The organism is Streptomyces sp. NPDC126510 (assembly GCF_040302345.1).
Classification (GTDB): Bacteria; Actinomycetota; Actinomycetes; order Streptomycetales; family Streptomycetaceae; genus Streptomyces.
The window spans coordinates 162,481-188,202 of record NZ_JBEORR010000015.1 but is presented as its reverse complement, the minus strand read 5'-3'; the positions used below and the strand labels follow the sequence as shown (position 1 = coordinate 188,202).

Annotated in this window: 23 protein-coding genes; 11 read left to right on the top strand and 12 right to left on the bottom strand. The window is 70.9% G+C overall.

All coding sequences use genetic code 11. The features are described 5' to 3' along the window. Positions 1-23: 23 nt before the first annotated feature. A complete protein-coding gene (locus ABTX60_RS22790; RefSeq protein ID WP_352098830.1) occupies positions 24-962 on the bottom strand; it encodes a metallophosphoesterase in 939 nt (312 codons plus the stop codon). A 134-nt stretch (positions 963-1,096) separates the two neighbouring features. Here ABTX60_RS22790 and ABTX60_RS22785 point away from each other — a divergent pair, with 134 nt between their 5' ends. Continuing rightward, the gene (locus ABTX60_RS22785) at positions 1,097-1,561 is read left to right on the top strand and encodes a GatB/YqeY domain-containing protein (RefSeq protein ID WP_031140444.1); all 465 of its coding nucleotides are present in this window, start codon (positions 1,097-1,099) and stop codon (positions 1,559-1,561) included. 170 nt (positions 1,562-1,731) lie between these two features. Here the strand turns inward: ABTX60_RS22785 and ABTX60_RS22780 are convergent, their stop codons facing one another. Next, a complete protein-coding gene (locus ABTX60_RS22780) occupies positions 1,732-4,020 on the bottom strand; it encodes a transglycosylase domain-containing protein (protein WP_352098829.1) in 2,289 nt (762 codons plus the stop codon). Positions 4,021-4,428: 408 nt separating this feature from the next. On the opposite strand from ABTX60_RS22780, the gene wblA reads away from it, so the two are divergent. After that, the gene (gene wblA, locus ABTX60_RS22775; protein ID WP_053669668.1) at positions 4,429-4,767 is read left to right on the top strand and encodes a transcriptional regulator WblA; all 339 of its coding nucleotides are present in this window, start codon (positions 4,429-4,431) and stop codon (positions 4,765-4,767) included. Between the two features lie 51 nt (positions 4,768-4,818). Here the strand turns inward: wblA and bagB are convergent, their stop codons facing one another. Together bagB and bagA are read right to left on the bottom strand one after the other, a co-directional pair. Further along, positions 4,819-6,249, bottom strand: coding sequence for an ATPase BagB (bagB, locus tag ABTX60_RS22770; RefSeq protein WP_352098828.1), 1,431 nt, complete (start codon positions 6,247-6,249; stop codon positions 4,819-4,821). A 49-nt stretch (positions 6,250-6,298) separates the two neighbouring features. Then, complete coding sequence (gene bagA / locus ABTX60_RS22765) at positions 6,299-7,276, bottom strand: ATPase BagA (RefSeq protein WP_352098827.1); 978 nt, start codon at positions 7,274-7,276, stop codon at positions 6,299-6,301. Positions 7,277-7,382: 106 nt separating this feature from the next. Between bagA and sp36 the strand changes: the two genes are divergently transcribed. From sp36 to ABTX60_RS22745, 4 genes are all read left to right on the top strand, one after another. Further along, positions 7,383-7,541: a Sp36 family protein gene (sp36, locus tag ABTX60_RS22760; RefSeq protein WP_097218487.1), complete on the top strand. Its 159-nt coding sequence runs from the start codon at positions 7,383-7,385 to the stop codon at positions 7,539-7,541. Further along, positions 7,541-8,002 carry a RidA family protein gene (locus tag ABTX60_RS22755; protein WP_053669671.1) on the top strand — a complete coding sequence of 154 codons (462 nt, stop codon included), beginning with the start codon at positions 7,541-7,543 and terminating at the stop codon, positions 8,000-8,002. The genes sp36 and ABTX60_RS22755 overlap by 1 nt, the downstream gene beginning before the upstream one ends. 92 nt (positions 8,003-8,094) lie before the next feature. Next, on the top strand, positions 8,095-8,964 hold the full coding sequence (locus ABTX60_RS22750; RefSeq protein WP_352098826.1) for an NUDIX hydrolase: 870 nt from the start codon (positions 8,095-8,097) through the stop codon (positions 8,962-8,964). Next, positions 8,961-9,791 carry an MBL fold metallo-hydrolase gene (locus ABTX60_RS22745; RefSeq protein WP_352098825.1) on the top strand — a complete coding sequence of 277 codons (831 nt, stop codon included), beginning with the start codon at positions 8,961-8,963 and terminating at the stop codon, positions 9,789-9,791. Before ABTX60_RS22750 ends, ABTX60_RS22745 begins: the two co-directional genes overlap by 4 nt. A gap of 5 nt (positions 9,792-9,796) precedes the next feature. Here the strand turns inward: ABTX60_RS22745 and ABTX60_RS22740 are convergent, their stop codons facing one another. After that, positions 9,797-10,618, bottom strand: a complete 822-nt coding sequence (locus ABTX60_RS22740) for a nucleotidyltransferase domain-containing protein (RefSeq protein WP_352098824.1) — start codon at positions 10,616-10,618, stop codon at positions 9,797-9,799. A 125-nt stretch (positions 10,619-10,743) separates the two neighbouring features. Continuing rightward, positions 10,744-11,418: a Crp/Fnr family transcriptional regulator gene (locus tag ABTX60_RS22735; protein WP_010031945.1), complete on the bottom strand. Its 675-nt coding sequence runs from the start codon at positions 11,416-11,418 to the stop codon at positions 10,744-10,746. A 335-nt stretch (positions 11,419-11,753) separates the two neighbouring features. Here ABTX60_RS22735 and nth point away from each other — a divergent pair, with 335 nt between their 5' ends. From nth to ABTX60_RS22720, 3 genes are all read left to right on the top strand, one after another. Next, the gene (gene nth, locus ABTX60_RS22730) at positions 11,754-12,854 is read left to right on the top strand and encodes an endonuclease III (protein ID WP_352098823.1); all 1,101 of its coding nucleotides are present in this window, start codon (positions 11,754-11,756) and stop codon (positions 12,852-12,854) included. Between the two features lie 178 nt (positions 12,855-13,032). Further along, complete coding sequence (locus ABTX60_RS22725) at positions 13,033-13,728, top strand: NUDIX hydrolase (protein ID WP_352098822.1); 696 nt, start codon at positions 13,033-13,035, stop codon at positions 13,726-13,728. 13 nt (positions 13,729-13,741) lie between these two features. Next, positions 13,742-14,941 carry a MarP family serine protease gene (locus ABTX60_RS22720; RefSeq protein WP_352098821.1) on the top strand — a complete coding sequence of 400 codons (1,200 nt, stop codon included), beginning with the start codon at positions 13,742-13,744 and terminating at the stop codon, positions 14,939-14,941. 54 nt (positions 14,942-14,995) lie between these two features. Here ABTX60_RS22720 and ABTX60_RS22715 read toward each other — a convergent pair whose 3' ends face one another. From ABTX60_RS22715 to ABTX60_RS22690, 6 genes are all read right to left on the bottom strand, one after another. Then, a complete protein-coding gene (locus ABTX60_RS22715; protein ID WP_352098820.1) occupies positions 14,996-15,178 on the bottom strand; it encodes a hypothetical protein in 183 nt (60 codons plus the stop codon). A 127-nt stretch (positions 15,179-15,305) separates the two neighbouring features. Further along, positions 15,306-16,244, bottom strand: coding sequence for an alpha/beta fold hydrolase (locus ABTX60_RS22710; RefSeq protein WP_352098819.1), 939 nt, complete (start codon positions 16,242-16,244; stop codon positions 15,306-15,308). Then, entirely contained in the window at positions 16,241-16,729 is a 489-nt protein-coding gene (locus ABTX60_RS22705; RefSeq protein WP_352098818.1) for a phage holin family protein, read from the bottom strand. Before ABTX60_RS22705 ends, ABTX60_RS22710 begins: the two co-directional genes overlap by 4 nt. Before the next feature lie 121 nt (positions 16,730-16,850). Then, positions 16,851-18,287: a Na+/H+ antiporter NhaA gene (gene nhaA, locus ABTX60_RS22700; protein WP_352098817.1), complete on the bottom strand. Its 1,437-nt coding sequence runs from the start codon at positions 18,285-18,287 to the stop codon at positions 16,851-16,853. 197 nt (positions 18,288-18,484) lie between these two features. Continuing rightward, positions 18,485-20,440, bottom strand: coding sequence for an acetate--CoA ligase (gene acs, locus ABTX60_RS22695; RefSeq protein ID WP_352098816.1), 1,956 nt, complete (start codon positions 20,438-20,440; stop codon positions 18,485-18,487). A gap of 415 nt (positions 20,441-20,855) precedes the next feature. Next, a complete protein-coding gene (locus ABTX60_RS22690; protein ID WP_352098815.1) occupies positions 20,856-23,225 on the bottom strand; it encodes a SulP family inorganic anion transporter in 2,370 nt (789 codons plus the stop codon). Positions 23,226-23,518: 293 nt separating this feature from the next. Here ABTX60_RS22690 and ABTX60_RS22685 point away from each other — a divergent pair, with 293 nt between their 5' ends. Beyond that, positions 23,519-24,784, top strand: coding sequence for a polysaccharide deacetylase family protein (locus ABTX60_RS22685; protein ID WP_352098814.1), 1,266 nt, complete (start codon positions 23,519-23,521; stop codon positions 24,782-24,784). 90 nt (positions 24,785-24,874) lie between these two features. After that, on the top strand, positions 24,875-25,699 hold the full coding sequence (locus ABTX60_RS22680) for a Fic family protein (RefSeq protein WP_352098813.1): 825 nt from the start codon (positions 24,875-24,877) through the stop codon (positions 25,697-25,699). The last annotated feature ends 23 nt before the right edge of the window (positions 25,700-25,722 follow it).

Below are 25,722 nucleotides of genomic sequence, written 5' to 3'. Positions count from 1 at the left end.
CCCCGGGACCGGCCCCCGCCCCCTTACCTCCCCACAGACTCCCGCCCGACCAGCGTCAGCAGCGTCGCCTCCGGCGGGCACGCGAACCGTACCGGCGTGTAGCGGTTCGTGCCGCAGCCCGCCGACACGTGCAGGTACGACGTACGGCCCTGCGCCGTGTGCGTGGACAGGCCCTTCACCCGCTCCGTGTCCAGGTCGCAGTTGGTGACCAGGGCGCCGTAGAAGGGGATGCACAGCTGGCCGCCGTGGGTGTGGCCGGCCAGGATCAGGGGGTAGGCGTCGGCCGTGAAGGCGTCCAGGCTGCGCAGGTAGGGGGCGTGGACCACGCCCATCGAGAAGTCCGCCGACTCGGACGGGCCACCCGCCACCTGCGCGTAGCGGTCCCGCTTGATGTGCGGGTCGTCGAGGCCCGTGAGCTCCACCGAGCCGCCCTCGAGCTTGAGCTCGCCGCGCGTGTTGGTCAGGTTGAGCCAGCCCGCCGCGTCGAAACCGTCCCGCAGGTCCTCCCACGGGTTGTGCACGACGCCCTCGGCCGGCGCGTTGCCGTTGAGCCCGTGGCGGCCCTGGGCCTTCTCGAGCAGATAGCGGGCGGGGTTGCGCAGCTTGGGGCCGTAGTAGTCGTTGGACCCGAAGACGTACGCGCCGGGGAACTCCATCAGGGGGCCGAGCGCGTCCAGGACCTCCGGGACGCCCTCCGGGTCGGAGAGGTTGTCGCCGGTGTTGATCACGAAGTCGGGGCGCAGGCCCGCCAGGGAGCGCAGCCAGCGCTGCTTCTTGCGCTGGCCGCCGACCATGTGGATGTCGGAGACCTGGAGCACACGCAGGGGGCGCATTCCCGGGGGCAGGACCGGGACGGTGACCCGGCGGAGGCGGAAGGAGCGGGCCTCGAAGCCCGCCGCGTACACCAGACCGGCGGCGCCAGCCGCCGCGATTCCCAGGGGGACTCCGTATCGCGCGCGCATACGACCATCGTGTCAGACCGCGGCCGTGGTCCGTGCCGGGCGGTGCACGAAATCCCCTGATCGCACCGGCCCTTCGGTCACGGCCCCCTAAATCGAGGGGCGCCGTTCCTTCCGGACCTGCGACAATCGACGCCATGACCACGCTCAAGTCGAAGCTGCAGGATGACCTCAACGTTGCGATCAAGGAGCGCGACGAGCTGCGCTCCTCGACGCTCCGGCTGACGCTCGCCGCGATCACCAAGGAGGAGGTCGCGGGCAAGGCGAAGCGCGAGCTCTCCGACGACGAGGTCCAGAAGGTGATCACCCGGGAGGCGAAGAAGCGGCGTGAGGCCGCCGACGCCTTCGCCCAGGGCGGCCGTGCCGAGCAGGCCGAGCGGGAGAAGGCGGAGGGCGAGGTCCTCGCCACGTACCTGCCGCAGCAGCTGTCGGACGAGCAGCTCCAGCAGATCGTCGCCCAGGCGGTCGAGGAGGCGAAGGCGGCCGGTGCCGAGGGGCCGCGGGCCATGGGTGCGGTCATGAAGATCGTGAACCCCAAGGTGGCCGGTCAGGCCGAGGGCGGCCGCGTCGCCGCCGCTGTGAAGAAGCTGCTGGCCGGCTGACCTGGTGATCGGCCCGGAGGCCCTGCCGACCGGCTGACCGTTCGACCGGACGACGGACGACGGACGACGGAACTGAGACGGCCCCTTCCCACCCACGCGGGTAGGAAGGGGCCGTCTGCGTTACGCCGGACCGCCGGACCACCGGACCACCGGACCACCGGACCGCCGGATCAGCCGAACCGGCCGCCGTTGCCGTTGCCGCCGTTGCCCTGGCCCCGGAAGAAGCCCTCCGGGATGGAGAACGAGGGCGTCGGGAAAGTCTCGCCGCCTCCGCCGTTGTTGTTGCCGCCGACCAGACCGCCGATGAAGCTGTCGTCGTTGTCGTCGTTGCCGCCGTCACCACGGCCGCCACCGTCGTCGTCCCCGTCACCGCGGTCCCGCGGCTTGCTGCTGGGGATGTGCACGGTGTTGAAGTCCTCGACGGGCTTGCCCTCCAGCGCGCCGGACATCATGTCGCCCCAGATCGGGCCGGGGACCTCGCCACCGAAGACCTTGCCGTACGACCGGCCGCCGATGGTGATGCCGACCATCTTGCGCTTGTGCGCGGGGTCGCCGACCCAGACCGCGCCCGCCATGTTCGGCGTGTAGCCCACGAACCAGGCGGCGTAGCGCTCGTCCGTCGTACCGGTCTTACCGGCACTGGGGCGGCTGCCGAGGCCGGCCTTCTTACCCGTACCGTCCTCGACGACGCCCTTCAGCAGCGTGTTGATCGTGTCGGCGGTGTTCTCCGACATCGCGCGGGAGCAGGTCGACTTCGGGACCTCGAGCGACGTGGTCTTGTCACCGACCCGCCGGCTGGCCGACTCGATGGCGACCGGCGTGCAGTGCATGCCCCGCGAGGCGAACGTCGCGTAGGCGTCCGCCATGGTCAGCGGGGACATCTCCTGGGTGCCGAGGGCGATGGAGGGCACCTGCGGCATCTTGTTGCCGTCGGCGCGCACGACGCCCATCTTCTTCGCCATCGTCGTCACCGGGCAGATGCCGATGTCGCTGATCATCTGCACGTAGTAGGTGTTGACGGACTTGGCGGTCGCCTCCCGCATGTCGTACGGGCCGACCTCGGAGGAGTTCTCGTTCTGCAGCTTGGCCGGGTTGGCGGGGTCGTTCATCCACCGCTTGCCGTCACAGGCCGAGACCGGGCTCGGGTACGCCATCTGGTACGGCGAGGAGTACACCTTGTTCGCCGGCATGCCGTCCTCGAGAGCCGCCGCGGCCACGATCGGCTTGAACGTCGAACCGGGCTGGTAGCCCATGCCGCCGCCCATCGACTGGTCGACGGAGAGGTTGATCTGCGTCTCGTTCTTCTTGAATCCGTACGGACGCGACTGGCCCATGGCGAGGATCTTGCCGGTCCCGGGCTGGACGATCGTGGCGGCGGTGGCCACCTCGTCGCTCTTGTAGACGTGGTCCTTGATGGACCGCTGCGCCGCGTTCTGGGCCTGCGGGTCCAGGGTCGTGCGGATGGTGAGGCCGCCCTGGTTCCAGATCTTCGCGCGCTTCTCCTTGGTCTTGCCGAAGACCGGGTCGGTCAGGAAGACCTCGCGCACGTAGTCGCAGAAGAAGCCCGCGCCCTTGACCGACGTGATGCAGCCGTTCTTGGGCTTGCTGACCTTCAGGCCGAGCGGTGCCTTCATCGCGTCGGCGGCCTGCGCCGTGGAGATGTCGCCGACGTCCGCCATGCGTTGCAGCACGGTGTTGCGGCGCTTGAGTGCCTCCGCCTCGTCGTTGACCGGGTCGTACCGGCTGGGCGACTGGACGATGCCGGCGAGCAGGGCCGACTGCTCGATGGTGAGGTCCTTGGCGGACTTGGAGAAGTAGCGCTGGGCGGCGGCCTCGACGCCGTAGGCCTGCTGGCCGAAGAACGTGATGTTCAGGTAGTTCTCGAGGATCTTCTTCTTGCCCAGCTCCTCCTCGACCTGGATCGCGTACTTGAGCTCGCGGATCTTGCGGCCGATGGTCTGCTGGGTGGCCTGCGCGACCTTCGTCGGGTCGTCGCCCGCCTCCTCGACGAAGACGTTCTTCACGTACTGCTGTGTCAGTGTCGAGGCTCCCTGGGAGACCTCACCGCTGCGCGCGTTCTTGTCGAGGGCGCGCAGGACGCCCTTCAGGTCGACGGCGCCGTGCTGGTAGAAGCGCGAGTCCTCGATCGCGACGATCGCCTTCTGCATGTACGGCGAGATGTCCTTGAGGGGGACCACCGTGCGGTCGCGCGAGTACACCGTGGCGATCTGGCCGCCGTCGGCGTCGAGGATCGTGGTGCGCTGACTCAGCGGCGGGGTCTTCATGTTGACCGGGAGATCGTCGAAGCTCTCGACCGATCCCTTGGCCGCCAGGCCCAGCGCGCCGACGGCGGGCAGTGCGATGCCGGCCAGCACGGCTCCCGCGAGGACACTGACTCCGAGGAACTTGGCGGCCTGTTGTGTGGGAGACAGACCACCGCCCGAGCGCTTGTTTGGCATGAGGGCAGCCTACGTTCTCATTCGCCGGACAGGCGTATAGGCCTTGGCCTAAGCTGCTCTCAACTGTCACAACAGTGAGGCCACGTATCAATACGTCCGGCGACCCCGAATCGTTCTGGGTGTTCCCCAACTTTTTTGTTGGGGCCGTGTCCGAATCCGCCTTGTGTGTCATACGGCGTCCGTTGTGACGCAACTGAACTGTCCTGGTTTGCCGGGAAAGTTACGTATGTCGCCAGCTCACTCCCCCGGGTGATCTGCCGCTTACCCATAGTCCGTTCGGGCCATTCAAGATTGGGCCCGCTGGGGGTGTTGCGCTGTGCCCACCTTCCGTAACGTCCTCAACTGGCGGCGGTGAATATGCCGCTGCCGCCGTGGGGGAGCCTCGATTCGGGAGAGGACGGCGCCGGTATGGGCTGGGTAGTCGACTGGAGTGCGCAGGCGGCCTGCCGCACTACCGATCCGGATGAACTGTTCGTTCAGGGAGCAGCGCAGAACAGGGCCAAGGCGGTGTGCACCGGATGCCCGGTGCGCACGGAGTGCCTGGCCGACGCGCTCGACAACCGCGTCGAGTTCGGTGTGTGGGGAGGCATGACGGAGCGGGAGCGCCGCGCACTGCTGCGCAGGCGTCCCACGGTCACCTCCTGGCGCCGGCTGCTGGAGACGGCGCGCTCGGAGTACGAGCGGGGGTGCGGTGTGCTGCCCCTCGACGACGACGAGATCTACGAGAACTACGCGGCGGTGAGCTGAGGAACCCCTTCGGGAACTCCCCAGGCCCTGTGCCAGAGGGCCCCTTTGCGCTCAGGCACTCGCCTCGGGCGGTTCCGGCAGGTCGGCGGGATCGGGAAGCTCACGCTCGTCGGCCGCTAGCCGGTCACCGATCTCGCGCAGGCCCGCGAGGTCGTGCACGTCTCCGGGCAGTGCGGCCACTTCCGTCACGGCCACCTCGGGGTGGAGCGCGGTGAAGCGGTCACGTGTGCGCTGCTCACGGGAGAGCAGCTGCATGCGATCGGCGTGCAGCCTCAGCAGGCCTGCCGTGAGCTGGTCGACGGACCGCTCGGGGTCCTCCGTGCGCTCCGTGTCCCCGGTGTCCCCGGTGTGCTCGGTGTCCTCGGCGCTGTCGGTGGGGGAGCCACCTTCGGGAGCCGTTGCCCGAGCTGGTGTTCCGGGCGTGGGAGAGTCTGAACTGGTCTGTGCGTCGGGGGAGTTACGAAGTACTGCTTTCCCGTCCTCCTGATCCACAATGCCGGGCTCTTCAAGATTTTCCGCGGCGGCGAGCGCCCGCTCGGCCGACAGCCCGTCGGCGGCGCTGCCGTGCACCCGGTTGAGCACCAGACCGGCCAGCGGCATGTTCTCGGCGGCCAGCCGCTCCACGAAGTAAGCGGCCTCGCGCAGCGCGTCCCGCTCCGGGGCCGCGACCACGAGGAACGCCGTGCCGGGCGCCTGGAGCAGCTTGTACGTCGCGTCCGCACGGGTGCGGAAGCCGCCGAAGGTGGTGTCCATCGCGGACACGAACGTCTGGACGTCCTTGAGGAGCTGACCGCCGAGCAGCTTGCCGAGGGTGCCGGTCATCATCGACATCCCGACGTTCAGGAACTTCATCCCGGCCCGGCCGCCCAGCTTCGCGGGCGCGGTCAGCAGCCGGATCAGCCGGCCGTCCAGGAACGAGCCGAGCCGCTTGGGCGCGTCCAGGAAGTCCAGCGCCGAACGGGACGGCGGGGTGTCGACGACGATCAGGTCCCATTCGTCCCGGGCGCGCAGCTGCCCGAGCTTCTCCATCGCCATGTACTCCTGCGTGCCCGCGAAGCCCGCCGAGAGCGACTGGTAGAAGGGGTTGCCCAGAATGGCGGCCGCCCGCTCGCCGTCCGCGTGCGCCTCGACGATCTCGTCGAAGGTGCGCTTCATGTCGAGCATCATCGCGTGCAGCTCGCCGCCCGCCGCGTCGTCGATGCCCTTCACCCGGCGCGGGGTGTTGTCCAGGGAGTCGATGCCCATGGACTGGGCCAGCCTGCGGGCCGGGTCGATGGTCAGGACGACCACCTTGCGGCCCCGCTCGGCCGCACGCAGCCCCAGCGCCGCCGCGGTCGTCGTCTTGCCGACCCCGCCCGAGCCGCAGCACACCACGATTCTGGTCTTCGGGTCCTCCAGCAGCGGATCGACGTCGAGCAGGCGCGCGGGGGCGAGGTGAGGGCGGGCCGGATCGTGGGTGTGGGCCGGGTCCGGACGACTCATGACATCCCCTGCTTCCGACTCGTGACGGGCCTTGCCTGCCGGTCTTGGCTCATGACACGCCCTGCTCACGCAGCTCGCGGGCCAGTTCGTACAGCCCGGCCAGGTCCATGCCCTCGGCGAACAACGGCAGTTCGTGCAGTGGCAGGCCCAGCTCGGTCAGGACCGCACGCTGCTCGTGCTCCAGCGTGTAGCGCTCGGCGTACTCCTCGGCCTGCGTGAGCAGCGGGTCCACCAGCCGCTCGGCGTGCCCCCCGCGCCGCGCCCCGCCGAGCCCGGCGGACGACAGGGACCGCGCGACAGTGGAACGCGGGACCGACCGCACGAGTTCCAGGTCGGTCTCGTCCAGCACCTCGGGCCGGACCATGTTCACGATGATCCGTCCCACCGGCAGCCTTGCCGAACGCAGCTCGGCGATGCCGTCCACGGTCTCCTGGACGGGCATCTCCTCCAGCAGCGTCACCAGGTGCACCGCCGTCTCCGACGACTTCAGCACCCGCATCACGGCCTGCGCCTGATTGTGTATCGGGCCGATCTTGGCGAGGCCGGCGACCTCGTCGTTCACGTTCAGGAAGCGCGTGATGCGACCGGTCGGCGGGGCGTCCATGACGACGTAGTCGTAGACGAACCGCCCGCTGCGCTCCTTGCGGCGCACCGCCTCGCACGCCTTGCCGGTCAGGAGGACGTCCCTGAGGCCGGGCGCGATGGTGGTGGCGAAGTCGATCGCGCCGAGCTTCTTCAGGGCCCGTCCGGCGCTGCCCAGCTTGTAGAACATCTGGAGGTAGTCCAGAAGGGCCAGTTCGGGGTCGATGGCGAGGGCGTACACCTCCCCGCCCCCGGGTGCTACCGCGATTTTCCGTTCCTCATAAGGCAGCGCTTCCGTTTCGAAGAGCTGCGCGATGCCCTGACGGCCCTCGACCTCGACGAGAAGCGTCCGCTTCCCCTCCGTGGCCAGGGCCAGCGCTAGGGCCGCGGTCACCGTGGTCTTGCCGGTACCGCCCTTGCCGCTGACGACCTGGAGCCTGCTCACGTATTCGAGCCTAACCAGTCCGCGCCCGGACTACGCGGGAGGCTGTGGACAACCGCTGCGGTGGTGGGCCGCGAGCCCCTGCCCGCCAGGGGCTAGAGTCGGCCGCATGACCAAGTGGGAATACTCGACTGTGCCGCTGCTCGTCCACGCCACGAAGCAGATTCTGGACACCTGGGGCGAGGACGGCTGGGAGCTCGTCCAGGTCGTGCCCGGGCCCAACAACCCCGAGCAGCTCGTGGCCTACCTGAAGCGGGAGAAGCAGTAGTGGGCGCCGTCGAGGCGAAGCTCGCCGAGCTCGGCCTGAGCCTGCCCGACGTGGTCCCGCCGCTCGCCGCCTACCAGCCGGCCGTGCAGTCCGGCCCGTACGTCTACACCGCCGGGCAGCTCCCGATGGTGGAGGGCAAGCTTCCGGTCACCGGCAAGGTCGGTGCGGAGGTCACCGCGGAGGAGGCCAAGGAGCTGGCGCGTACGTGTGCGCTGAACGCCCTGGCCGCCGTGAAGTCGGTCGCCGGTGACCTGGACCGCATCGCGCGCGTGGTGAAGGTCGTCGGTTTCGTGGCTTCGGCCTCGGACTTCACGGGCCAGCCCGCGGTGCTGAACGGCGCGAGCGAGCTGCTCGGCGAGGTCCTCGGCGACAAGGGCGTGCACGCGCGCAGTGCCGTGGGCGTCGCGGTGCTGCCGCTGGACGCGCCGGTCGAGGTCGAGATCCAGGTGGAACTCGCGTAGCACCCTCCGGGGCCCGTCAGCGGGTCCCAGCTGCGGAATCCGTTCCCGGGGGCCACTCGAACATCCGCCCGTCACGGGATAGCCTCGCGCCCATGGCGAACGGTCAGTGGTACCCCCCGGAGTGGCCGGACCGCATCCGCGCACTCGCGGCCGGCACCCTCACGCCGGTGGCCCCCAAGCGCGCGGCCACCGTCATGCTCCTGAAGGACACCGGCAGCGGCACGGCCGTCCACATGCTGCGCAGACGCGCCTCCATGGCCTTCGCCGGAGGCGCGTACGCGTATCCGGGCGGCGGTGTCGACCCGCGCGACGACGACCGCCACGTCCGCTGGGCGGGCCCCACGCGCGCGTGGTGGGCCCAGCGGCTCGGCGTCGACGAGACGGCGGCCCAGGCGATCGTCTGCGCGGCCGTGCGCGAGACGTACGAGGAGGCGGGCGTGCTGCTCGCCGGGCCCGCTCATGACTCGGTCGTCGGAGACACGACGGGCGCCGACTGGGAGGCCGACCGGGCCGCCCTGGTCGCCCGGGACCTGTCCTTCGCGGAGTTCCTGGACCGCCGCGGTCTGGTCCTGCGCTCCGACCTGCTGGGCGCGTGGACCCGCTGGATCACCCCGGAGTTCGAGGCCCGCCGCTACGACACGTGGTTCTTCGTGGCCGCGCTCCCCGAGGGGCAGCGCACCCGCAACGCCTCCACGGAGGCCGACCGCACGGTGTGGATCGCGCCACGCGAGGCGGCGGCCCGCTACGACGAGGGCGAGCTGCTGATGATGCCGCCGACGATCGCGACCCTGCGCCAGCTGGCGGCGTACGAGACGGCCGCCGGGGCACTCGACGCGGCCCAGGGGCGTGACCTCACGCCGGTCCTGGCCACCGCCCGCCTGGTGGACGGGGAGATCGTTCTTTCCTGGCCGGGCCACGACGAGTTCACCAAGCACATTCCGACCGGTGGAGCCACCGCATGACGGACGCAAGCGCCCTTCCCGGCCAGCCCCGCGGCGGGGTCCTCTCAGGGCCCGCCACCGCGCGGGCCGTCAACGTCCTGGCCCCCAACGCGTCGGCGATGACCCTGGACGGCACGAACACCTGGATCGTCTCCGAGCCGGATTCGGACCTGGCCGTGGTGGTCGACCCGGGGCCGCTGGACGACGGACACCTGCGCCGGGTCGTGGCCACGGCCGAGCAGGCCGGCAAGCGCGTCGCCCTCACCCTGCTGACCCACGGCCACCCCGACCACGCGGAGGGTGCCTCCCGGTTCGCCGAACTGACCGGCACGCGCGTGCGTGCCCTCGATCCGGCCCTGCGCCTGGGCGAGGAGGGCCTGGCCGCCGGAGACGTGATCACCACCGGCGGGCTGGAACTGCGCGTCGTACCGACCCCCGGCCACACCGCGGACTCCCTCTCGTTCCACCTCCCGGCCGACCGGGCGGTCCTCACCGGCGACACGGTCCTCGGCCGTGGCACGACGGTCGTGGCCCACCCCGACGGCCGCCTCGGCGACTACCTGGACTCCCTGCGCCGCCTGCGCTCCCTCTCGGTCGACGACGGCGTCCACACGGTCCTGCCGGGCCACGGCCCGGTCCTTGAGGACGCCCAGGGCGTCGTCGAGTACTACCTCGCCCACCGCGCCAACCGCCTCGCCCAGGTCGAGACGGCCGTGGAGGACGGCTACCGCACCCCCGCGCAGGTCGTCGCCCACGTCTACGCCGACGTGGACCGCTCCCTGTGGCCGGCGGCGGAACTGTCGGTACGGGCGCAGATGGACTACCTGGAAGAACACGGGCTCATCTAGGGCCCTCAGGGCCGCGGCGCTTTGACGCCGTGCACGCGCGCGTACTCCCCGGCGAGCCAGGGGCCGAGATCGCCGACGTACGCCGCGAGCACGGCGGCGTCTCCGGCCGGCTCCAGCCCCAGGGCGGCCGCGGCCCGCATCTGCTCGCCACGCTCCGGGTAGTACCCCGCGAAGGCCTCGGCCATCTCGTGCAGGTCGCTGGTCCATCCGTTCCAGCGGGGCATGACGAGCGTGAAGCCGGTACGGACCAGGTGCCGGGACATGAAGCGGACCAGAGGCCGCCTGGCCTCCGGTGTGCCGTCCGCCTCGGCGATCCGCCGGCGCCAGCTCGGCAGGAGCAGGGCCAGGTCGCCGTTGGTCTCGCGGGCCAGCAGCGTGTCGGGGCGGTAGCGCGGCAGGTACACGGCCAGGTCCTCTCCCAGCAGCGGTGTGCACAGGCAGGCGACGAACCAGCCCAGGTCGTACCTCTCCAGGTCGCTCAGCAGCCGCGCCCGGCCGAACAGCAGGGTGCCGTGCCCGTCGATCTGCTCGAACTCAGCGTCCAGCGCCGCGCCGAGCGCCCGGGCGTCGTCCCGGTCCGCCCCGGTCGGCTCCTCGTGCAGGGCGAGCAACAGGTCCAGGTCGCTGCGGCCCACGCGCGCGGTGCCACGCGGTATCGACCCGTAGAGGTACGCGCTGTGCAGCCGGTGCCCGAACACCTCGCCCAGCCGGTCGCGTGTCGCGGTGACGACCGGACGGAAGGCCGGGGGCACGCGCGCGAGGGAGCCCTCCCGGGCGAGGAAGCCCTGCTCGTCGAGCCCCGGACGGTGGACGGCGCTGCCGGTCATGCGCTCACTGTGCCGCGAGCGGGACGCCGCGGGGCGTTCTTTCCGCTCCCCTTTCCGCTCCCTTTACGACGTCGGGCCCCGTCTCGCGAGGAGACGGGGCCCGATGACGTACGGCGGGGTGCGCGTCAGCGTGAGCGCTTGGCGAGGCGCTCCACGTCCAGGAGGATCACCGCACGGGCCTCCAGGCGGAGCCAGCCGCGCTGAGCGAAGTCCGCGAGGGCCTTGTTGACCGTCTCGCGGGACGCGCCGACCAGCTGGGCCAGCTCCTCCTGCGTGAGGTCGTGCACGACGTGGATGCCCTCCTCGGACTGCACGCCGAACCGGCGCGACAGGTCGAGCAGGGCGCGGGCGACGCGGCCTGGGACGTCCGAGAAGACGAGGTCGGACATCGCGTCGTTGGTCTTGCGCAGCCGGCGCGCGACGGCGCGCAGGAGGGCCGTGGCCACCTCCGGGCGGGCGTTCAGCCAGGGCTGGAGGTCGCCGTGGCCGAGGCCGAGCAGCTTGACCTCGGTCAGGGCCGTGGCCGTCGCGGTGCGCGGGCCCGGGTCGAACAGCGAGAGCTCACCGATGAGCTCACCGGGGCCGACCACGGCCAGCATGTTCTCGCGGCCGTCGGGGGACGTGCGGTGGAGCTTCACCTTGCCCTCCGTGACCACGTACAGGCGGTCACCGGGGTCGCCCTCATGGAACAGCGAGTCACCGCGGGCGAGGGTCACCTCACTCATGGAGGCGCGGAGCTCCGCGGCCTGCTCGTCATCGAGCGCCGCGAAGAGCGGATTGCGCCGCAGAACGTCGTCCACGAGTTCTCTCCTTGTCGACCTGCTCAGGGGATCTTGCTCCCCCGTGTACCGAGGGACCGTGGTGCCCATTTTGTCGGGCGGTCCAAACAGTGTGATCTGTCACAAGGATGCCGCACACGTGTCCCGGGGTACGCGGCAGGGGTCCAATTGGGCGCCGATCTTCAGGGGCCGGGGCGGATGTCGGTGCCGGGCCTTAGGCTGGCCGGGTGTCCAAATCGCCGGTGAGAGCACAGGCCGAGGGGGCTGCGCGGGTGGTTGTACGTCGCGATTCCGCTGTGGGCGAACAGAGCCCCGATGGCGGCAGGAAAACGGCGAAAGAGAACAAGACGGAACCGGTGAAGAGGACGGCTTCCACGGAGCAGGCCGGGCCCACGGAGAAGAGCGGGTCCGCGAAGAACGCGGCCTCGAAGAAGGCTGTTTCCGTGAAGAAGGCGGCCTCCGCCAAGAAGGCTGCTTCCACGAAGGCGGCGGCCTCCGCCAAGAAGGCTGCTTCCAAGGCATCCGCCGCCGAGAAGCCCACCAAGAGTGCTTCCAAGGGCGTCTCCAAGAGCGCTGTCGTGAAGAAGGCGCCCGCCGCCAAGAAGGTCGCGGTCGCGCCGAAGAAGGCCACGGCCCGTCTCAAGGGCACCGCCCCCGCCAAGGCCGTCGTCCACCCGCCGGGCGACGAGTCGCGTACGGCCCTGGTCCGCCGGGCCCGCCGTATCAACCGCGAGCTCGCCGAGGTCTTTCCGTACGCGCACCCCGAGCTGGACTTCGCGAACCCCTTCCAACTGGTCGTCGCCACGGTCCTGTCCGCCCAGACGACCGACCTGCGCGTCAACCAGACGACACCCTCCCTCTTCGCGAAGTACCCGACCCCGGAGGACCTGGCCGCCGCCAACCCCGAGGAGGTGGAGGAGATCCTCCGCCCGTGCGGCTTCTTCCGGGCCAAGACGAAGTCCGTCATAGGGCTGTCGAAGGCCCTGGTGGAGGACTTCGGGGGCGAGGTGCCCGGCCGGCTCGAAGACCTGGTCAAGCTGCCCGGCGTCGGCCGCAAGACCGCGTTCGTCGTGCTCGGCAACGCCTTCGGCCGCCCCGGCATCACCGTAGACACGCACTTTCAGCGCCTGGTGCGCCGCTGGCAGTGGACCGGCGAGACCGACCCCGACAAGATCGAGGCCGCCGTCGGCGCGCTCTTCCCGAAGAGCGACTGGACGGATCTCTCGCACCACGTGATCTGGCACGGCCGCCGCATCTGTCACGCCCGCAAGCCCGCGTGCGGCGCCTGCCCGATCGCTCCGCTCTGCCCGGCGTACGGCGAGGGCGAGACCGACCCGGAGAAGGCCAAGAAGCTCCTCAAGTACGAGAAGGGCGGCTTCCCCGGCCAGCGTCTGAACCCGCCGCAGGCCTACCTGGACGCGGGCGGCAAACCGGCGCCGCCGCTGGGGGCCGGATGAGCCACCCGAGTCACCGAAGGGGCTCGCTGTTCCACCGGGCGGGCTCCCTGCACCACCCGCTGGATCCGATGCGCCGCCCCGAGAGCCCGGCGCGCCGCCCGTTCAGGGGATCCGAGGGGTTCGCGGAACGATCTCAGGGCCGTCGTGCGTTGGATGCGGCAGGACGACGGGGGTGGCGATGACGCGTGCGAGCGATACACAGGGTGGCCCGGTGACCCTGAGCAAGGACGGGCTGCCCGGCTGGCTCGACCCCGTGGTGCACGCCGTGGAGACGGTCCGGCCGACGCAGCTGAGCCGGTTCCTGCCGCCGGAGGACGGGGCGGGGCGGCAGTCCGCCGTGCTGGTCCTCTTCGGTGAGGGCACGCGCGGCCCGGAGCTGCTGCTCATGGAGCGCGCGAGCTCCCTGCGCTCGCACGCCGGGCAGCCCTCCTTCCCGGGCGGCGCCCTCGACCCCGAGGACGGCGACCCCGCCGGCGACGGCCCCCTGCGGGCCGCCCTGCGCGAGGCCGAGGAGGAGACCGGCCTCGACCCCTCCGGCGTACAGCTCTTCGGTGTCCTGCCGCGGCTCTACATCCCGGTCAGCGGCTTCGTCGTCACACCGGTACTGGGCTGGTGGCGCGAGCCGAGTCCGGTCGGAGTCGTCGATCCGAACGAGACCGCCAGGGTCTTCACCGTTCCCGTGGTGGATCTCACGGATCCCGCCAACCGGGCGACCACCGTTCACCCCAGCGGCCACCGAGGTCCGGCATTTCTGGTCGAATCAGCCCTTGTCTGGGGTTTCACGGCCGGAATCATCGACCGGCTGCTGCACTTCGCGGGCTGGGAGCGGCCCTGGGACCGCGAGAAGCAGGTCCCCCTCGACTGGCGCGCATGACAGGGTGGCCTTCGTGAACGTGCTGGACATCTTGTTGCTGGTCGCCGCCGTGTGGTTCGCGGTCGTGGGGTACCGCCAGGGGTTCGTCGTCGGCATCCTGTCGGTGATCGGCTTCCTGGGCGGCGGCCTCGTCGCGGTCTACGTGCTGCCCGTCATCTGGGACGCGCTGACCGACAACGCGGAGGTGAGCACGACCGCCGCCGTCGTCGCGGTCGTCGTGGTCATCGTCTGCGCCTCCGTCGGTCAGGCCCTCACCACCCACCTCGGCAACAAGCTGCGCCGGCACATCACCTGGTCCCCGGCCCGGGCCCTCGACGCCACCGGTGGCGCCCTGGTCAACGTCATGGCGATGCTCCTGGTCGCCTGGCTGATCGGCTCCGCCCTCGCGGGCACGACCCTGCCGACCGTCAGCAAGGAGGTCCGCAACTCCAAGGTCCTGCTGGGCGTCTCGCAGGCCCTGCCCGACCAGGCGGCCACCTGGTTCGCGGACTTCTCCTCCGTCCTCGCGCAGAACGGCTTCCCGCAGGTCTTCAGCCCCTTCTCGAACGAGCCGATCACCGACGTCCAGCCGCCCGACCCGGCGCTCGCGAACAGCCCCGTGGCCAACCGCGCCCAGCGCTCCATCGTCAAGGTCATGGGCACGGCCCCGAGCTGCGGCAAGGTCCTGGAGGGCACCGGCTTCGTCTTCTCCGGCCGCCGTGTGATGACCAACGCGCACGTGGTCGGCGGAGTCGACGAGCCGACCGTGCAGATAGGCGGCGAGGGCAGGAAGTACGACGCCAGGGTCGTGCTCTACGACTGGCGGCGTGACATCGCCGTCCTCGACGTGCCGGACCTGAAGGCGCCCGCGCTGCGGTTCACCGAGAAGGACGCGACCAGCGGCGACAGCGCGATCGTCGCGGGCTTCCCGGAGAACGGGTCGTACGACGTGCGCGCCGCCCGCGTGCGCGGCCGCATCACGGCCAACGGCCCGGACATCTACCACCGCGGCACGGTCCGCCGCGACGTCTACTCCCTCTACGCGACCGTCCGTCAGGGCAACTCGGGCGGCCCGCTGCTCACACCCGACGGCAAGGTCTACGGCGTCGTCTTCGCCAAGTCGCTCGACGACGCCGCGACGGGTTACGCGCTGACCGTGGACGAGATCCGGGAGGACATCACCAAGGGGCGCACCGCCGTCCGGCAGGTGGGCAGCGACAGCTGCGCCCTCTAGGAACAGCGGCCCCGGAGCGGCAGGTGTCGGGGTGTCACTCGCGCGAGTGATGCCTCAGTCGCGTGTGTGGCGAAGACGTACGGAGACCCAGCGGGCGCGGCGGCGAAGGATCCGCGGAATCCCGACCCGGGGGTCCCTGGTGGCCATCTGCGGTGCGCCGCTTCGATGGTGGGGGTTCGCACCGCCCGCCGAGCGGCGATTGCGGGTTGCGTCACTGTAGTCGTGCGTCCAGCCCATACCCCGACGTGTGCCCCCGCCCCATGGTCGATAACCGCGCCCGGAGCGTCCAATTGGCCTATGCGCCGGGCAAGTGGCCGTTCGTAGGACAAGCGTTCACCAGCCGGTACCGGGCGCGGTCGACCGGTCACCGGTCGGGTTCGGGATCCCGCAGCCAGTTGATAAGTTCCGAGGAGAACGCGACCGGGTCCTCCTCGTGCGGGAAGTGCCCGAGACCGTCGAACAGGCGCCAGCGGTAGGGCGCTTCGACGTACTCGCCGGACCCGGCCGCGCTGCGGGTGCGCATCACGGGATCGAGCGAGCCGTGCAGATGGAGGGTCGGCACCCGCACCGGCCGCTTCATCCGGCGGTTGAACTGGATGCCGTCGGGGCGGGCCAGGGAGCGCACCATCCAGCGGTACGGCTCGACCGCGCAGTGCGCCGCGGAGGGGATGCACATGGCGCGGCGGTACGTCTCCAGCGCCTCCTCCTCGGGCGGGCGGGGCCCGGACCACTCCTGGATCAGGTCCGCCACGAGCGCCCCGTCGTCGGCGGTGAGCTGCCGCTCCGGGATCCAGGGCCGCTGGAACCCCCAGATGTGTGAACCGGCGCGGGTCTGCTTGACGTCCCGCAGCATGGCCGAGCGCCAGCGGCGCGGGTGCGGCATGGACGCGACCGCGAGGCGCCGCACCAGCTTGGGGCGCATCGCGGCCGCCGTCCACGCGAGGTATCCGCCGAGGTCGTGGCCGACCAGTGCGGCGTCGGACTCGCCGAGGGAGCGGATGACGCCGGTGACGTCGAGCGCCAGGTTGGCGGGGTCGTAGCCGCGTGGTGTGCGGTCGCTGCCGCCGACGCCCCTGAGGTCCATGGCGACGGCCCGGAAGCCCGCGTCGGCGAGTGCCACCAGCTGGTGCCGCCAGGTCCACCAGAACTGCGGGAACCCGTGCAGCAGCAGCACCAGCGGTCCGTCGCCCAGCTCGGCGATGTGGAAGCGGGCGCCGTTGGCGGCGACGTCGCGATGGCTCCAGGGGCCGTCCAGGAGGACGGCCGAAGCCGGTTGAGCAGGGGGCGGGGCAGGGTCCGTCATGACGACGAGCGTGCCACAGCCTCGATGGCCTCGGGGACCCGGTCCTGCCCGAGCTCCGGCCGCGGGTGCGGCTTGGCCTTCTGCAGCACGACCGCCGTCTCCTTCATCGACGCGGCGACCTTCTGCGGGCCCTGGCTCTTCTTGGCCTTCTTCGCGAAGGTCACGCCGATCAGCGCGAGCACTCCGGCCACCAGCACGTTCGCCGCGAACGACAGCAGGAAGCAGACCGCGAGGTTCCAGTCGCTCCAGGTACGGATGCCGTACGCCAGCGCGAAGTTCAGCATCGGCAGGGAGAAGATCAGCACCGCGCCGGCCGCCGAGAAGGCGCCGCCGCTGGTCGCGCCGCGCTTCACGTCCTGCTTGAGCTGAGCCTTCGCCAGCGCGATCTCGTCGTGCACCAGCGCCGACATTTCCGCCGTCGCCGAGGCGAACAGCTGGCCGATGCTGCGTTCGGCGCCGACCGGGCTGCCGTCGGGTGCGCTCATCGCGGGTCTCCCTCTTCTGCGTACGGTCCGTTTTCCGCGTCTTGTTCCTGACCCGCCGCAGTCGTCCGACTGGGTACGGCCTGACTGCGTACGGTCCCGTCTTTTGTACCGTCTCGTCAGATCATGCCGGACGGTGGTGGTCCTCGCCTGCCCCGCCCGGTACTTCGGCAAGCGCGTGGCGCGCCGCTGCCTTCTCCTGGGCGATCCTGCGGTGTTCGGCGGCCTTGCGCTCGTAGAGGGCGGCGAGCCGCAGGTGGTACGCCGGGTCGTCCTCCTCGTACACGTCCGGGATGCCGTCGGCGTCCTCGTCGCGCTCCTCGTCCTCCCACAGCCGGCGGTACCTGGCGTTGCGGATCTTCAGCAGGACGGTCGCGAGTGTCGTGGCGCTGAGCGAGCCCAGCAGGACGGCGGCCTTCACCTCGTTGGTCATCGTCTGGTCGCCGTCGAAGGCGAGTTCGCCGATGAGCAGCGACACGGTGAAGCCGATGCCGGCCAGGGTCGCCACCGCGAACACGTCCGCCCAGGCGAGGTCGTCGCTGAGCGATGCCCGGGTGAATCGCGCCGTCAGCCACGTCCCGCCGAAGATGCCGAGCGCCTTGCCGACGACAAGACCGAGGACGACACCGAGGGTCTCCGGCTGGGTGAACACGTCGGCGAGCGCCCCGCCGGACACCGCTACGCCCGCACTGAACAGCGCGAACAGCGGCACCGCGAGCCCCGCCGACAGCGGCCGTACGAGGTGCTCGATGCGCTCGCCGGGGGAGCGGTCCTCGCCCTCGTGGCGGTGGCAGCGCAGCATGAGGCCCATCGCGACACCGGCGACGGTGGCGTGGATGCCGCTGTTGTACATCAGCGCCCAGACGACGAGGCCCAGCGGCACGTACACGTACCAGCCGCGCACGCCGGTGCGCAGCAGCAGCCAGAAGAGCACCAGGCCCGCGACGGCACCGCCGAGCGCGGCGAAGTTCAGGTCGGCCGTGAAGAACACCGCGATGATCAGGATCGCGAAGAGGTCGTCGACGACGGCGAGCGTGAGCAGGAAGGCCCGCAACGCGCTCGGCAGGGAGGTGCCGATCACGGCGAGTACGGCGAGCGCGAACGCGATGTCGGTCGCGGTCGGCACGGCCCAGCCGTCCAGGGAGCCGCCGCCGGTGACACTGGTGACCGTGTAGACGAGCGCCGGTACGGCCATGCCGCACAGCGCGGCGACGACCGGCAGCGCGGCGGCCTTCGGGTCGCGCAGGTCGCCCGCCACGAGTTCCCGCTTGAGCTCGATCCCGGCGACGAAGAAGAAGATCGCCAGCAGTCCGTCGGCGGCCCAGTGCGCGACGGACAGGTCGAGGCCGAGGGCGGCAGGGCCCAGGTGGTAGTGGGAGACGCTCTCGTAGCTGTCGTGCAGCGCGGGGATGTTCGCCCAGAGCAGCGCGATGACGGCGGCCGCGAGCAGCAGCACTCCGCCGACGGTCTCGGTGCGCAGCGCGTCCGCCACATACGTCCGCTCGGGCAGCGACAGCCGGCCGAGGACCTTGCGGGGGGTGGTGGAGCGGGGCGCGGTCACGAGGGAGACCTCCGGTCGGTGGGCAGGACGGAACACATGCCGACCAGACTTCCCGGCGCACCATGGAGCACTTGTTTTGCTGAGTTTAGGTAGACCTACGGCTGTGCGCATCCGGCGGTCTTCGCCGCCGGTGCGCCCCGACCGAGGGCACCCGGACATGGGTGCCCTCGGTCGGCCTTGTCATGCGGGTGCCGTGCTCAGTCCTCGCTGGGCGCGGCGGGCAGCTTGGACTGGATGAGGTCCATGACCGTGGAGTCGGTCAGCGTCGTGACGTCACCCAGCTGGCGGTTCTCGGCGACGTCCCGCAGCAGCCGGCGCATGATCTTGCCGGAGCGGGTCTTGGGCAGCTCCGCCACCGGCAGGACCCGCTTGGGCTTGGCGATCGGGCCGAGGGTGTTGCCGACGTGGTTGCGCAGCTCGGCGACCAGGTCCTCGGTCTCCGAGGCCGTACCGCGCAGGATCACGAAGGCGACGATCGCCTGCCCGGTCGTCTCGTCCGCGGCGCCGACCACGGCCGCCTCGGCGACCGAGGGGTGGGAGACGAGCGCGGACTCGACCTCCGTGGTGGAGATGTTGTGCCCCGAGACGAGCATGACGTCGTCGACCCGGCCGAGCAGCCAGATGTCGCCGTCGTCGTCCCTCTTGGCACCGTCACCGGCGAAGTACTTGCCCTCGAAGCGCGACCAGTAGGTGTCGAGGAACCGCTGGTCGTCGCCCCAGATGGTGCGCAGCATCGACGGCCACGGCTCGGTCAGCACCAGGTAGCCGCCACCGCCGTTCGGCACCTCGTTGGCCTCGTCGTCCACGACCGTGGCGGAGATGCCGGGCAGCGGCGTCTGCGCGGAGCCGGGCTTCGTCGCGGTCACGCCGGGCAGCGGGGTGATCATCATCGAGCCGGTCTCGGTCTGCCACCAGGTGTCGACGACGGGGGTGCGGTCGCCGCCGATGTTCTTGCGGTACCAGATCCACGCCTCGGGGTTGATCGGCTCGCCCACGGAGCCCAGCACACGCAGGCTGGACAGGTCGAACTTGGCGGGGATGTCGTCGCCCCACTTCATGAACGTGCGGATCGCGGTCGGCGCGGTGTAGAGGATCGTCACGCCGTACTTCTGGACGATCTCCCAGAAGCGGCCCTGGTGCGGGGTGTCGGGCGTGCCCTCGTACATGACCTGCGTCGCGCCGTTGGCCAGCGGGCCGTAGACGATGTACGAGTGGCCGGTCACCCAGCCGACGTCGGCGGTGCACCAGTAGACGTCCGTCTCCGGCTTGAGGTCGAAGACGGCGTGGTGGGTGTAGGCGGTCTGCGTGAGGTAGCCGCCGGAGGTGTGCAGGATGCCCTTGGGCTTACCGGTGGTGCCCGAGGTGTAGAGGATGAACAGCGGGTGCTCGGCGTCGAAGGCCTGCGGGGTGTGCTCCGTGCTCTGCCGTCCCACCAGGTCGTGCCACCACACGTCGCGGCCCTCGGTGAAGGCGACCTCCTGGCCCGTGCGGCGGACGACCAGGACGTGTTCGACGATGCCGGCCTTCTCGACCGCCTCGTCCACGGCCGGCTTGAGCGCGGACGGCTTGCCGCGCCGGTAGCCGCCGTCGGAGGTGATGATCACGCGCGCGTCGGCGTCCTGGATGCGCGTGGCGAGCGCGTCGGAGGAGAAGCCGCCGAAGACGACGGAGTGGGCGGCGCCGATCCGGGCGCAGGCCAGCATCGCGATCGCCGTCTCGGGGATCATCGGCATGTAGACGGCGACCCGGTCACCCGCCTGGACTCCCAGCTCCAGCAGCGCGTTGGCCGCCTTGGAGACCTCGTCCTTGAGCTCCGCGTAGGTGATCGCGCGGCTGTCGCCCGGCTCGCCCTCGAAGTGGATGGCGACCCGGTCGCCGTTCCCGGCCTCCACATGGCGGTCGACGCAGTTGTAGGCGACGTTGAGTTCGCCGTCCTTGAACCACTTGGCGAACGGCGGGTTCGACCAGTCGAGGGTCTCGGTGGGCTCCTTGGCCCAGGTCAGCCGGCGGGCCTGCTCGGCCCAGAAGCCGAGCCTGTCAGCCTTGGCCTGTTCATACGCCTCCGCGGTGACGTTGGCGTTGGCGGCCAGGTCGGCGGGGGGTGCGAACCTGCGCTCTTCCTTGAGCAGGTTGGCCAGGCTCTCGTTGCTCACGGCATCTGCCTTTCCCAGGGTGTCCGTTGTGTCCCAGGCCACAGCTCATCAGACCCGGGGGTGCGATGACAAGGGCCGACCGCCGATTGGTTTAGACCTGTCGGGGCGGTGCTGTCGGGGACCGGGGTCATCCGTATCCACGGACGCCGACCTGGGAAAGTTCAGTGCGTGTGCTGCCCGAGATATGTGCCGTGACGGGGCCGGGGTGGGGCCCGTGCGCGCCGTGGTGGTACCGGAGCGGGGCGTGCGTTTGTTTTGGGGCCCCTGGGACCGGGCGGCGGCAGCGGCGCGCCCGTCGGCAGCCCCCGCCGGCGCGGTCCGGTCCGGCGGGGGCCCTGGGCTGTGCCCCGGCGGACGACCGAGGCAGCCCCTCCTCCGGTGCCGGGCGGGAACACATCCCGGCCCGGCGCCTGGCTCACGCCGTCAGATCCGGCTCCCGGACCCGGTCGAAGACGCCTCCGGCGTCCGTCCCGGTGAGCAGGTACGCCTCCGCCTCGCCCACGTGGAAGTACATCCCGTGCAGTTCCAGGCTGCCCTCCCCGATGGCCCGGGCCACCGAGTCGTGGGCACGCAGGTGCTCCAACTGCTGGACCACGTTGGTGAGGCAGAGCTGTTCGACCGCGTCCTCGGGGGAACGCCCGGCCAGTCTGCCCCGGGGCAGACTGTCGTCGGCCATCCGCTCCAGGCTGGGCAGCCCGTGCCGCAACCATCGCTTCAACGGGCTCCGGGCGCTGCCGGGCTCGGAGGTGAGCAGCGCCTGCATGGCGCCGCAACCCGAGTGCCCGCACACCGTGATGGACCGCACCCGGAGCACGTCCACGGCGTACTCGATCGCCGCCGCCACCGAGTCGTCACCGCTCTCCTCGCCCGGGCGCGGGACGAGGTTGCCCACGTTGCGCACGACGAACAGGTCGCCCGGACCACTGGAGGTGATCATCGATGTGACCAGCCGGGAGTCGGCGCAGGTCAGGAACAGCTGCGAAGGCCGCTGGCCCTCTCTCGCCAGCCGTGCCAGCTCGCCGCGCACCAGGGGCGCGGTGTTGCGCTGGAACGCGCTGATGCCCCGGGCCAGTTCGTGTCCGCTGGCTCCGCCGGTGGCCGTCGGGTCCGGCTCGGAGCGGTCCGGCCCTTCCGCGTTCTGCTCGGCAGGGGGTACAAACCGGGGGCCGTCGCACTGGTGGTTGCGCCACGGCGTCCAGGGCCGGCAGCGGCAGTCGCCGGAGGTCTGCGGCTCGGAAATACGGGTGCCGGGATGCCGGCCGGTGATCTCGACGGTGCCGCCCTGCGCGGTGTGCGTCTTCTGCCAGTCCTGCAGCGTCTCGTACGCCGCGTGGTCCATGAACGACCCGTCCAGCTCGACGACGGTGTCGGCACCGTGCGGCACGAGATGCAGGGTCCGGCTGAGCCGTGGCACCGCGAGGAACGTCAATTGTCCTCTGACGTGTACGTGATGGGCTCCTTCCGTCTCTTCGTGCGTGATGCGGGTGCGGGTGAGGCGGTGCAGGGCGACGCCGACGGCCGTGGCGATGCCGAGCGCCACGCCCTCCAGGACGCCGAGGGAGACCACGCCGAGGGTGGTGACGGCGTAGACCCACACTTCGCGGTGGCGGGTCACCGTGCGGATGTGGTTCAGGGACACCATCTGGATGCCGACGGCCATCACCAGGGCGGCGAGCGAGGCGAGCGGGATGAACTCCAGGATCGGGACCATCAGCAGCGTGGCGATCACTACGAGAACGCCGTGCAGCATCGTGGAGTTCCGGCTGACCGCGCCGGCGTGCACATTCGCCGAACTTCGCACGGCGACACCGGCGATGGGCAGTCCGCCGAGCGAGCCGGAGACGATGTTGGCGGCGCCCTGCCCGAGCAGTTCGCGGTCGAGGTTCGAGCGCCCGACGCGGGGCGACAGACCGGGGCGGCCGGCAACGAGCTTGTCCACGGCGACCGCGCCGAGCAGTGACTGCACGCTGCACACCAGCGTGGTGGTGAGAACGGCGGCGACCAGGCCCAGCACGGGCCCCTCGGGCAGACCGGCCAGGGCGTGGTTGCTCCAGGACGGCAGGTCGACCTTGGGCAGGCGGAGCCCGGCGAGAGCGGCGGCCGCGGTGGCTCCGGCGACGGCGACGAGCGCCGCCGGGACCTTGCGCAGCAGGCGTCCGGCCCGGCCGGGCAGTCGCGGCCAGAGCAGCAGCAGCGCCAGGGTCAGCACGCTCACCGACACGGCCTCGGGGCGCATGTGCGCCAACTGGGCAGGGAGCGCACGGAGGTTGTCCGGGACGGAGCTCTGCGGTGTGCCGCCGAGCACGATGTGCAGCTGGGCGACGGCGATGGTGACGCCGATCCCGGCGAGCATGCCGTGCACGATCGCGGGGCTGACGGCGAGAGCGCCACGGGCCACCCGCAGGCAGCCGAGGCCCAGTTGGGCGAGGCCTGCGAGGACGGTGATGGCGCAGGTCGTCCGCCAGCCGTAACGCTGGATGAGGTCGGCGGTGACGACGGTGAGTCCGGCGGCCGGTCCGCTCACCTGAAGCGGGGAGCCGCCGAGCCGCCCGGCGACCAGCCCGCCTACGGCGGCGGCGACGAGACCGGCCTGGAGGGGGGCGCCGGTGGCCAGGGCGATGCCCAGGGACAGGGGCAGTGCGATCAGGAAGACCGCGATCGAGGCCGACACGTCGGCACCCGCGATCCGGAATCGGCGGGGCCCTGACGGCGGCGGACTGTGGGGCGGATGGGTGCGCTCGGTCCGGTTCGGGTCGGCGGCGCGTGTGGGGACGCAGGCTGACATGGTTTTCCCGTCTCCTCCGGGGCTGCGCGGTCGCGTAACTGGGGGTCCTCGCTCGGGGCGGGGTGTCGGTCGCGGCGGTCACGGTGTAAATCGGCGGGATGAATCAACACTCGGTAAACGGATCGTAATGCAGAGTAAAGGACGAGCATGGACTTCACGGGCAAATGGGTGAATAGATCACCCTGAAGAGTGGAGTGGTCATTTGATCGGCTTGTCCTACTAATTCCTTCTCGGTCTCGTGCGAATTTGGCGGCGCTGTCCGCACCCGAGAGAAGGAAGAAGGTGGACGGAACATGGCCGCCACCCACAGGATCGCCGCGAGTTCCGTGATCGCCGCGGTCTGCGCCGCATCGCTCGCCGGCTGCGTGACCGAGACCCCCCGGCAAGAGGCCCCCGACCCGCCGAAGGCGCCGCCCGCGCAGGCGCCGAAGAGCGCGGTCCGGCTGATCGGGGACGGTTCCACCGCCTACACCGGGGCCCAGCCGCACTTGCCCCGCCCCGAACGCCTGCGGCCCGGCCAGAAGCCCCCGCAGTTCGTCGTCTTCTCCTGGGACGGCGCGGGCGAGGACAGCCAGAAGCTGTTCTCGCACTTCCGCAAGGTCGCCAGGAAGAACAACGCGACCATGACGTACTTCCTGAGCGGCGTGTACATGCTGCCGGAGGACAAGCGCGACCGGTACCGGCCGCCGCAGCACTCCCCGGGCCGCTCCGACATCGGTTTCAACGACCGCCGCGGCATCGCCGCCACCGCGAAGCAGCTGCGCCTGGCGTGGCTGGAGGGCAACGAGGTCGGTACCCACTTCAACGGTCACTTCTGCGGCAGCGGCGGCGGCGTCGGCGAGTGGTCGGTGCAGGACTGGAAGGACGAGATCTCCCAGGCCAAGCAGTTCGTGAAGACCTGGAAGACCAACACCGGCCTGAAGGGCGCTTCCCCGCTGCCCTTCGACTACGACAAGGAGCTCATCGGCGCCCGCACACCCTGTCTGGAGGGCCAGCGCAACTTCATGAGGGCGGCCCGCGACATGGGCTTCCGCTACGACACCAGCGGCGTGAACGACCAGGTCTGGCCGAGGAAGAAGATGGGCCTGTGGGACGTCTCCATGCAGCTCGTGCCGTTCCCCGGCCACTCCTTCGAGCAGCTCACCATGGACTACAACTTCATGGTCAACCAGTCGGGCACCACCACGCAGGGCAACCCCGCCAAGTTCGACTTCTGGGGCGACCAGATGCGGGACGGCCTGCTCAGGGGCTTCTCACGGGCCTATGAGGGCAACCGCGCGCCCCTGATCATCGGCAACCACTTCGAGTCCTGGAACGGCGGCACCTACATGCGGGCCGTCGAGGAGGTCATCGAGTCGGTGTGCACCAAGGAGGAGGTGCGCTGTGTCTCGTTCCGGCAGCTCGTGGACTGGCTCGACGCCCAGGACCCGAAGACGCTGGAGAAGCTGCGCACCCTGCCGGTCGGCCAGGCGCCCAGGGCGGGCTGGGCGTCCTTCCTGTCGGACCGGCCCGTCCCGGCACCCAGGGGTGTGCCCGGGGCTCCGGCGGCCGGGAGGTAGCCCTCCGGGCGGACGCCGGGTGGTGCACGCGCGCGTGAAGAAGGCCACTCCGCCGCGGGGCGGGGCCCCGGGGTGCGTAGGGTCGTACTCATGAGTACAGCAGGCGCGACCGCCGATCCCCTCGCGGCCCTGGGGGCGCTGCCCGGAGTGGCCGATTCCGTGGAGTCCGTGCGCAAGGCCGTGGACCGGGTCTACGGACACCGGGTCATGCGGCGGCGCAGCAACGCGATCACCTCCGAGGCCGCACTGCGGGGCGCCCGCGGCTCGGCCGCGCTGTCCGGAGCGGACTGGGTCCTGGAGGAGGTGCGCCGGCGCACGGACTTCAGCGGTGACGACGAGGCCCGCACCGTGGGTGCCGCCCTGCGGCTCACCGCGGAGGCGGGCCAGCTGCTGTCGATCTGGCGGCAGTCACCCCTGCGGGTGCTGGCCCGGTTGCACCTGGTGGCCGCCGCGGACAAGGGTGACCAGGTGGGCCGGCCCCGCAAGGAGGGCGAGTTGGTCGACGAGCCGCTCGTCGGGCTGCCGCTGCCGAGCGCCACCGAAACGCACGGCAGGCTGGACGGACTGGCCGGGCTGATCATCACGGGCGGCTCCGCCCCGGCGCTGGTGACGGCCGCCGTCGTGCACGGCGAGCTCCTCGCGCTGCGTCCCTTCACGTCCCACAACGGTCTGGTCGCGCGCACGGCCGAGCGCGTCGTCCTGGTCGGCAGCGGGCTGGACCCGAAGTCGGTCTGCGCGGCCGAGGTCGGTCACGCGGAACTGGGACGTGACGCGTACCTGGAGGCCCTCGCCGGGTATGTCTCCGGTACCCCGGAAGGCGTCGCCGCCTGGATCGCCCACTGCGGCAGGGCGGTCGAACTGGGGGCGCGCGAGTCGATGGCGGTGTGCGAGGCCTTGCAGCGCGGAGCTGCGTGACATCGTTCGGCCGGAAAATCAAT

Excerpts from the sequence above, each read along its gene's own strand:
- ABTX60_RS22790 (WP_352098830.1), bottom strand. The coding sequence starts at position 962 with ATGCGCGCGCGATACGGAGTCCCCCTGGGAATCGCGGCGGCTGGCGCC.
- ABTX60_RS22785 (WP_031140444.1), top strand. The coding sequence starts at position 1,097 with ATGACCACGCTCAAGTCGAAGCTGCAGGATGACCTCAACGTTGCGATC.
- ABTX60_RS22780 (WP_352098829.1), bottom strand. The coding sequence starts at position 4,020 with ATGCCAAACAAGCGCTCGGGCGGTGGTCTGTCTCCCACACAACAGGCC.
- wblA (WP_053669668.1), top strand. The coding sequence starts at position 4,429 with ATGGGCTGGGTAGTCGACTGGAGTGCGCAGGCGGCCTGCCGCACTACC.
- bagB (WP_352098828.1), bottom strand. The coding sequence starts at position 6,249 with ATGAGTCGTCCGGACCCGGCCCACACCCACGATCCGGCCCGCCCTCAC.
- sp36 (WP_097218487.1), top strand. The coding sequence starts at position 7,383 with ATGACCAAGTGGGAATACTCGACTGTGCCGCTGCTCGTCCACGCCACG.
- ABTX60_RS22750 (WP_352098826.1), top strand. The coding sequence starts at position 8,095 with ATGGCGAACGGTCAGTGGTACCCCCCGGAGTGGCCGGACCGCATCCGC.
- ABTX60_RS22745 (WP_352098825.1), top strand. The coding sequence starts at position 8,961 with ATGACGGACGCAAGCGCCCTTCCCGGCCAGCCCCGCGGCGGGGTCCTC.
- ABTX60_RS22740 (WP_352098824.1), bottom strand. The coding sequence starts at position 10,618 with ATGACCGGCAGCGCCGTCCACCGTCCGGGGCTCGACGAGCAGGGCTTC.
- ABTX60_RS22725 (WP_352098822.1), top strand. The coding sequence starts at position 13,033 with ATGACGCGTGCGAGCGATACACAGGGTGGCCCGGTGACCCTGAGCAAG.
- ABTX60_RS22715 (WP_352098820.1), bottom strand. The coding sequence starts at position 15,178 with ATGGGCTGGACGCACGACTACAGTGACGCAACCCGCAATCGCCGCTCG.
- ABTX60_RS22710 (WP_352098819.1), bottom strand. The coding sequence starts at position 16,244 with ATGACGGACCCTGCCCCGCCCCCTGCTCAACCGGCTTCGGCCGTCCTC.
- ABTX60_RS22705 (WP_352098818.1), bottom strand. The coding sequence starts at position 16,729 with ATGAGCGCACCCGACGGCAGCCCGGTCGGCGCCGAACGCAGCATCGGC.
- ABTX60_RS22690 (WP_352098815.1), bottom strand. The coding sequence starts at position 23,225 with ATGTCAGCCTGCGTCCCCACACGCGCCGCCGACCCGAACCGGACCGAG.
- ABTX60_RS22685 (WP_352098814.1), top strand. The coding sequence starts at position 23,519 with ATGGCCGCCACCCACAGGATCGCCGCGAGTTCCGTGATCGCCGCGGTC.
- ABTX60_RS22680 (WP_352098813.1), top strand. The coding sequence starts at position 24,875 with ATGAGTACAGCAGGCGCGACCGCCGATCCCCTCGCGGCCCTGGGGGCG.